This is a genomic window from Microcoleus sp. PH2017_35_SFW_U_B, from assembly GCF_020737865.1.
Taxonomy (GTDB): domain Bacteria; phylum Cyanobacteriota; class Cyanobacteriia; order Cyanobacteriales; family Microcoleaceae; genus Microcoleus.
On sequence record NZ_JAEQDE010000056.1, the window covers coordinates 26,959 to 34,860 of the forward strand.

At 44.6% G+C, this 7,902-nt stretch carries 10 protein-coding genes; 3 read left to right on the forward strand and 7 right to left on the reverse strand.

Features of this window, described 5'->3' with window-relative positions; translation table 11 throughout:
- The first annotated feature begins 113 nt into the window (after nucleotides 1-113).
- The 3 genes from petM (at nucleotide 114) to JGK36_RS16675 (ending at nucleotide 2,311) form a co-directional block, all read left to right on the forward strand.
- Complete coding sequence (gene petM, locus JGK36_RS16665; protein WP_172189541.1) at nucleotides 114-218, forward strand: cytochrome b6-f complex subunit PetM; 105 nt, start codon at nucleotides 114-116, stop codon at nucleotides 216-218.
- A gap of 196 nt (nucleotides 219-414) precedes the next feature.
- Nucleotides 415-1,392 (forward strand): NmrA family NAD(P)-binding protein, encoded by a 978-nt coding sequence (locus JGK36_RS16670; RefSeq protein ID WP_293197521.1) that lies wholly within the window; start codon nucleotides 415-417, stop codon nucleotides 1,390-1,392.
- Between the two features lies 1 nt (nucleotide 1,393).
- Nucleotides 1,394-2,311 carry an NAD(+) kinase gene (locus JGK36_RS16675; protein WP_293183772.1) on the forward strand — a complete coding sequence of 306 codons (918 nt, stop codon included), beginning with the start codon at nucleotides 1,394-1,396 and terminating at the stop codon, nucleotides 2,309-2,311.
- A gap of 81 nt (nucleotides 2,312-2,392) precedes the next feature.
- Here the strand turns inward: JGK36_RS16675 and JGK36_RS16680 are convergent, their stop codons facing one another.
- From JGK36_RS16680 to JGK36_RS16710, 7 genes are all read right to left on the reverse strand, one after another.
- Complete coding sequence (locus JGK36_RS16680) at nucleotides 2,393-2,533, reverse strand: hypothetical protein (protein WP_293197522.1); 141 nt, start codon at nucleotides 2,531-2,533, stop codon at nucleotides 2,393-2,395.
- Nucleotides 2,534-2,545: 12 nt separating this feature from the next.
- A complete protein-coding gene (locus JGK36_RS16685) occupies nucleotides 2,546-3,487 on the reverse strand; it encodes a Fic family protein (RefSeq protein WP_293183767.1) in 942 nt (313 codons plus the stop codon).
- A 171-nt stretch (nucleotides 3,488-3,658) separates the two neighbouring features.
- Nucleotides 3,659-4,003, reverse strand: coding sequence for a type II toxin-antitoxin system RelE/ParE family toxin (locus JGK36_RS16690; RefSeq protein WP_293197523.1), 345 nt, complete (start codon nucleotides 4,001-4,003; stop codon nucleotides 3,659-3,661).
- On the reverse strand, nucleotides 3,987-4,274 hold the full coding sequence (locus tag JGK36_RS16695; protein WP_293186934.1) for a type II toxin-antitoxin system Phd/YefM family antitoxin: 288 nt from the start codon (nucleotides 4,272-4,274) through the stop codon (nucleotides 3,987-3,989). Before JGK36_RS16695 ends, JGK36_RS16690 begins: the two co-directional genes overlap by 17 nt.
- 129 nt (nucleotides 4,275-4,403) lie before the next feature.
- Nucleotides 4,404-4,646, reverse strand: a complete 243-nt coding sequence (locus tag JGK36_RS16700) for a hypothetical protein (RefSeq protein WP_293186924.1) — start codon at nucleotides 4,644-4,646, stop codon at nucleotides 4,404-4,406.
- Between the two features lie 450 nt (nucleotides 4,647-5,096).
- A complete protein-coding gene (locus tag JGK36_RS16705; protein WP_293186925.1) occupies nucleotides 5,097-5,852 on the reverse strand; it encodes an SDR family oxidoreductase in 756 nt (251 codons plus the stop codon).
- Nucleotides 5,853-5,933: 81 nt separating this feature from the next.
- Nucleotides 5,934-7,484 (reverse strand): ATP-binding protein, encoded by a 1,551-nt coding sequence (locus tag JGK36_RS16710; RefSeq protein WP_293186926.1) that lies wholly within the window; start codon nucleotides 7,482-7,484, stop codon nucleotides 5,934-5,936.
- Nucleotides 7,485-7,902 lie beyond the last annotated feature (418 nt).

A 7,902-nucleotide genomic window follows, 5' to 3' on the forward strand; every position in this document is an offset into this window, starting at 1 on the left:
CCCAAAAAATACAGCAATTTCAGCAGTGAGATTTTAGCATTCATGTAGCTGGTTGCCCCAAATTATATTATTATTTTTATCTAATGCGATCGTCCAATTAGGCATATACAATCATGAATCCTGAAATTTTCAATGCAGCCTTTTTGTCCTTTTCCCTAATTTTCGTGGGTATAGGCGGAGGCTTCCTCCTGCTCAAACTGCAAGGCGGCGAAGAATAAATTTTTGTAACAATCATTCAGAAGTCTTCTAGCTCAAGCCTTCTAGCTTCTGCGTGCCACCCAAAGCCAGCGTGCTGCTTAGGCTCTCAAGCCAAAAATGAGAAAAATTCAGGTTTTTGTTAAGTTTTTATAAAAAACATAACGAAAACCTGATACCATCTTATAGAAAGTTTAAGATTCATAAATTAATCCCTAGATGACTTTATTGATTGTAGGAGCCACCGGCACCCTCGGCCGTCAAATAGCCCGCCGCGCCCTAGACGAGGGCTACCAGGTGCGTTGTTTAGTCAGAAATTACAGAAAAGCGGCCTTTTTGAAAGAATGGGGCGCCGAACTCGTACCGGGAAACCTTTGCCAGCCTGACAGCTTAATTCCTGCATTAGAAGGCGTCACTGCTATCATCGATGCAGCAACAGCCAGCGCAGCCGATTCTGTCAGCATCAAAAGAGTAGACTGGGACGGAAAAGTATCGCTGATCCAAGCAGCAGCAGCAGCAGGCATCAAGCGTTACATATTCTTTTCATTTCTCGACGCCGAAAAATATCAGCAAGTCCCCTTGTTGGAAATTAAGCGCTGTACTGAGCTATTCTTAGCAGAATCCGGTCTAGACTACACAATATTGAGACCTTGCGGCTTTTTGCAAGGACTGCTGAGCCTGTACGCAATGCCAATTTTGGATGGTCAGGGAGTCTGGTTGCCCAACAAGCCGTCAGCCCTTGCTTACATGAACACTCAGGACGTTGCGAAGTTTGCCGTCCGAGCTCTTACCGTTCCCGAAACCGAGAAAAAAAGCTTTCCGGTGGTGGGAAATCGCGCTTGGGATGCTGAGGAAATCGTGCGGTTGTGCGAGCGGCTTTCTGGGAAACAGGCCAAAATCACCCGCACGCCAGATGCCTTGTTGCAGGCTACCCGTCAATTTGCTAAGTTCTTTCAGTGGAGTTGGAACGTAGCTGACAGATTGGCTTTTTCAGAAGTTTTAGCAGCCGGAAAACCCTTGAAAGCTCCGATGGATGACGTTTACAGTGTCTTCGGATTAGACCCTAAAGAAACTACAACTTTGGAATCTTATCTGGAAGAATACTTCAGTCTGATTATGAAGAAGCTCAGGGAAATAGAGTACGAGCAGCTTAAGACTAAAAAACGGAGTAAACAAAAAATGCCTTTTACATTTTAAAGTGCCGAAAGCTGGGATTATATACAACGACGTTAAACCAGTCTCTTGTCGCATCGCCGAAGAGTTGAAAGACAAGCTGACTGCCCGCGGCTGGGAGGTCTGCGCGGTTTCCGGTGCCGGGGGAATTTTGGGCTATTCTAGTCCCGATCGCCCCATGTGCCACACTCCGATCGACCAACTTGTCCCCCCCGGTTTTGACAGCGACATGGAGTTTGCAGTGGTTTTGGGTGGCGACGGTACGGTGCTGTCGGCATTTCGCCAAGTTGCTCCCATCGGAGTGCCGCTGCTGACTGTCAATACCGGTCATATGGGCTTTTTAACAGAAACTTACCTAAACTTGCTCCCGCAAGCTTTGGAAAAGGCGATCGCCGGAGAATACGAAATAGAAGAAAGATCGATGTTGGCCGTGCGGCTGTTTCGAGACAACGACTGCCTTTGGGAAGCCCTTTGTCTCAATGAAATGGTACTGCACCGCGAACCGTTGACTTGTATGTGCCATTTTGAAGTGGCGATCGGCCAGCACGCCTCTGTGGACATTGCCGCAGATGGGGTAATTATCTCGACTCCGACTGGATCGACAGCCTACGCGCTGTCAGCCGGCGGCCCTGTAATTATTCCGGGAGTCCCAGTGTTGCAGTTAGTCCCTCTTTGCCCGCATTCAATGGCTTCTCGGGCTTTAGTATTTAGCAATACTGAGCCGGTGAAGATTTTGCCGGCAAGTCCGAACCGCCTGGTAATGGTGGTAGATGGGAACGGCGGCTGTTATGTTCGGCCTGAGGATTGGGTGCAAATTGAGCGATCGCCCTACCCAGCCCGCTTTGTTCGGATACAATCTTTTGAGTTTTTCCACATTTTGCGGGAAAAATTGGGCTGGGGCTTGCCTCACATTGCTAAACCGAGTTCGGTTGAGTTGCCTTAATAGTTGTTGGTAATGAGCGGAGTGTAGCGGAGAATTAAAGTCCCGTCTTTTTAGGGGGGCTTTTTCTTCGCTTTCAGGTTTCTAAGTTTTTGTGCAGGATAAGGCTCGATCGGCATCTCGATCAAGAATCCTTAATTCTCGATCGAGATTCCGAATCATCTCCAAGGTAAGGTAGCGTTTCCGAGATAGCGTTAGTGCGATCGAACATTTTTGGTTTAACATCCCACCCATTACCTATTCCCCATTCCCTAAACCACCGCTGCGATCGAGAAAATCAGTAATCTCCTGATAAAAAGCCTGTCCCTTTCCCCTGCTGCTACTTGCAGTCACCAATAATCTTAAAACTTCCACAAGCGAACTAATCGTAGCATCAAAAATCAATGCAAACAACTGGCTTAAATCATCTTGATTCTGTTGCCCGTAGGCTAAAGCATTAATATAATCATTGCGGATTTGGTTGTCAATCACCACAATCGGATAGCCAGCACGGATTAAAAGTAAATTCATTAATAACCTAGCCGTTCGACCATTCCCATCCCGAAAAGGATGAATCGAAACAAACCGATAATGAGCGATACTTACATATTCAACTGGATGGAGCCTTAAAGCAGATTCCGAATTCAACCAACTCGCAAAATCTCCCATTAATTGAGACAATAAATAATGGGGAGGATAACGATAATTAGTTCCTGCCGCCATCACGTCCAGAGTGCGATAACTACCCGCTTCATCAGGGTTAATTTTGCGGAGAATCAGATTGTGAATTTGCTTAATTTCCCATTCATTAATCTCCGTATCTTTTTGGGCTAAATTTTCAATATAATCGATCGCCTCCTTATGCCCAATAACTTCTAAATGTTCGTCAAGGGTTTTGCCCCCCACAGTAATGCCCTTAGTTAAAACTAATTCCGTTTCACTTTGGGTTAAAGTATTACCCTCAATGGCATTTGAGTTATAAGTAAAGCGAACATCATAGAGCTTTTTGAGTTCGGCGACGAGGGTGGAATCGAACGGTCTAAACCCATCTAGCCAAGCTTTTAGTTTATCGATTCGTTCTAATTTAAGCTGATAATTGATCATTAAATAGTTGTCGATCGCAGAGGTTAATGAAAATTCCTTTTGTTTACCTAAAATAATTACCTTTTGAATGAATTTCTCGTATAGTTGAGTCTCCATCTTTGAAAATACTCCCCCATTCCCTAAATTGCCAACTTTTCACAAAATCGCCGAATCAGGCGATCGTTCTCCTGCATTGTGCGATCCATAGATTGTAACTCTAAGGCGATCGGTCAAAGTCTTCGATGTCCAATCGCCCTTAAACTCAGAAATCACAACACAAGAACATTTTTACTCTTCTTCATCATTATCCAAAAGCTGTTTTAAAGAATCAAAATTTTGTTGAGAACTGTGGCGAACGCGGTGAATTTTAACCATTCTAGTATTTTCATTTTCTACGATACTAAATAAAATACGATATTTCTTCTCATATAAAAGTTGACGTATTTCCAGATCCAAATACTCACTTTCTAATGCCAAGGGACAACGACTAGGAAAGCTTTCCAGTTTGAGCATTATTTCATAACAGCCCCTAACCCAACGATAGGATTTTTCAGGAGCATTGAGCTTGAGCCACAAAAATATATTTTCTATGTCATGAATAGCAGTAGGAGATATCTCAACTCGGTAGGTCATATTTTTTTTGAAGCTCTTCAAAAGCTTGATGAATAGAAACCCCTTCGCCTCGATCGAATTCCCCTAAGCTTTGACGAATACCTGCAAGAGTTTCAAGAAGTTCTAACCGATTAAGTAGTTTTTCATAACTTTCCGCATCCTGAAGCACAGCAACCGCTTTACCATTAATGGTAATTACGATTGGTGTTTTATCTATTTCAAACTGATGAAGCAACTCAGGAGCTTCCTGTTGAAATTGGTTCAGGGGACGGCTACGGGAGAGGTTAAGCATGGTGTTCACTTTTTTTGAGTGTTGTTAACAATTTAGCAAAAGTTATTTTTTATTGCCTAAATTATAAAAGCACCAATTTTCTGTATGTCAAACTCTCGATCGAGCTTCCAAATCATCTCCAAGGTGACTCTATTCCGTCCGTTCCACTGTGCTGTTAGCTGGCTGGCTACTAGGCGATGCTTCTAATTTCTGCCGAATTGCGGCCTGAATTTTTGCGTCAAAATCGGGATCGCTTGGGCTTGCAATGATTGATTTCGGACGCTGACTGAACCTGTCTAAATATGCCTGACAAGCAGCTCGATCTTGGCGATTTTCCAGAAAGTACCGTCTCAATTCGGCATCGCTCATAGCCTCAAAATTCACTTGGCTCATCAGAATACCTCCCCATTCGGTACAATTTCAAACTCAAGGTCTTCACCATATCCAGCTAGAACGTATACGTTTCGAGTACGACGATCTATACAAACCAGATGAATCGGTTGCAACATGATGAACGTCAACTGATAGCTGACGCGATATAAACTCTCTAACTGAGCAGTAGTTGGCATTTCGGTCACTCACTCCACCTACTGTCTATTTTAACTGTTCCGAGTTCAAATGAACTCATCAGTTTACTTTACTGTTGTTGGAATGGCGTTCTATTGTGGTTAAGCGGGGGTTTGTGCTACTCATAAGGCGGAAAGGAGAATCTTCGCCGGAATCCTTAATTCTCGATCGAGATTCCGAATCATCTCCAAAGTCAGGGAGTGTTTGCGAGATAACGACCCCATTTTAGCTTGGGGAATTGTCTTAAGCAGCCTAAAAAACCTCACGTTCTCAAGGTTACTGAAGACCACCATTACTATAAATCAGTTGTCTGTTGATCCATCCGCCTTCTTTGGAACACAGAAATCTGACTAGATTAGCGCAATCCTGTGGCATACCGACACGATCCAACAGAGTGATGGATTGCACATCAGTTTTGAGTGCTTCGGACATCCAGCCAGTATCAGTCGCACCTGGATTTATTACGTTCGCAGTGATGCCCAGCGACCTAAATTCCTGTGCCGAAGCGAGTACGATCCGATCCATAGCACCCTTGCTGGCACCATAGGGGAGATTGCCTGCGGTATGGTCGCTGGTAATCGAAACAATACGACCAGATCCAGTTTCCCCTCGGAATCTCTGACCAAACTCTTTGATCAATAGCCAAGTAGCACGGGCATTGACGGCAAAGTGTAAGTCAAAGCTCTCAACTGACGTGGATAGAATATCACTATCAACTGAATGGCAATGAGCAATAACCATTGCCGTAACGTTTCCCAGGTCATGCTCAACAATATCGAATATGCGCGAAGCAGAATCAGTCAAGGATAAATCAACCTCGATCGCTGTGGAGCGCACACCGAATTGCTCAAGTTTGTGGCAAAGTGACTGAACCTCTTTCGGATCGCTGCCCCAAGGCATTGACGCATCGTATGGCTGCCAATAGGTCAGAGCGACATCCCAGCCTGATTTTGCTAATTCTTTGGCAATTGATGATCCGATGCCAATAGTCCGACTTGCACCAGTTATAAGAACTATTGGTCGCTGGGTCATACATTTCTCCACAAGTAAGAATGATAAGTCGATCGCACACCCTCGGCGATCGGCAAAATCGACACATCGATCGTAACCTCTTCAAGCACGAATCACTGTAACCGATCGCCCCATTGGTGTCAAATGAATTTCAGTTTTCAGCCGTTCTTCTAACTCCGGTGCATTATCTCTGCGATCGAATATCACCAACCAACCCGAATCTTGTCCCAATCGAGCCAAATACCCATCCAACTGTTCCAACCCTTTACTCAACGGATCGACTTTCCGAGTCCGCCAAACCTTCAGTTCAATTCCTAATGTTACCTCACCATAACGCAAACATAAATCCATGCGATCGCGCCCGATCGCATATTCTCTCTCCAACGTTCCGCCACCATTAATCACCCGATGCAGAAACGCCATCAGCACTAAATGCGGCGCAATTTCGGGGTAAGACGCACTTTTGAGTAACGGTTCGCCATGTTGCAACCAAAATTCTAAAAAAGTTTTCAGTAAAGCCTGAGTATCTAATTTACCTTCTGATGTCAACCAACTCGGTGCAATTTGGGGCAGAGAGGCCATTGGAGTTACGGTGAGCACGCGGGGCAAAACTTCGCGATAAATTGGATTGGCGATCGTCAATCCACCCTGAACGTCCATCTTACACAAACCCAAATCGATTAAAAACTGAATATCATCATTGGGGATATTGCCGAGTTCCAAACCCGCCAACATCGGCTCGATAATTGCTTTGACTCGGTTTTCTCTGAGTCGTTCAGCCAAGCTATCCAAATGCGTATCTTGTCGTTTTATCAGAATTTCTTTAGCTTCTAAAATATGTTCTGGTGTAATTTCTATAGATTCATCTGTTACTAATTCTTCGACGATTTCTTTGGCTAAAGCATTCACCAACCAAGGTTGTCCTTGTGTTAATTCAAAAGCTAAGGCTACGGCTTCTGGTGTAAAAACTTGTCCGGTATCTTGGGTATGTTGCCCGTAGAGTTCTGCGACTTCTGAGGCATTAAAATTTCTGAGCGTAATCGATCGCACTTTAATATTAAACGGACTGGATGTATTTAGGCGATCGCTACCACCCGCAGCCACTTTGTAATCGCGAACATCCCGCAAACCGATTAAACCTACTGATTGCGGAAACGCACGAGGACGAGAGGGATAACCATTGCGTAACTGACGCAAAACGGACAGCAATACTTCATTTTGGAGCGAATCAATTTCATCGATGAAGATTGCTAAAGGGCGAGGTGAAGTTTGTGCCCATTGCCGCAATGTTTCTTCAATTCCTTGTCCCACCTCCATTTCTTGTTTTGGTGGTGGCTGGAGCTCCGGTGGCAAATAGACTCGCGCCTCACTTCGCCAAGAACTTAAAATGACCGCTTGGGCTTGTTGTGGATTGTCATTAAAGGGCGAACCTAACTCTACTGAAACAACGATCGCAGTGTATTGTCCGCTGTCAGTGAGTTGCTTGGCCAAAGCCAGCATTGCCGTGGTTTTACCAATTTGTCGGGGTGCGTGGATGACAAAATAGCTTTGCTGAGCAATCAGTCGCTCTAAATTCGGGAGGCGTCGGGTTGCCGGCAACATATAGTGAATGTTATCGCGGCAAGGGCCAGCGGTATTGAACCAACGTGGCATAGGTCAACTGGGGCGAATGGGGCTGCTCTCAGTTTACTTTACTGTTGTTGGAATGGGGTTCTATTGTTGTTAAGTGGGGTTTGTACCGACTCATCGGGTGGAAATGAGAATCTTAGGCGGAATTATTAATTATCGATCGACATTCCGAATCATCTCCAAAGTCAGGCAGCGTTTGCGAGATAACGATTGAGTTCAACGGCGGTCAGTAACCTTGGCATCCCTACCGATTATCTTTATTCCGCCGTTGCAACGATTTGTTAGATAACTACCACTTCACATATTGTGCTGTCAGCTTTTTGAAATCACTATTCAATACGCAGCAGGGCGAACGCATCTAAACTTTATATTAACAGAATATGGTATATTGGACAAGAATTATTGAGTAACTACAAAACATTTAATTAGGGTTCACCTGTAT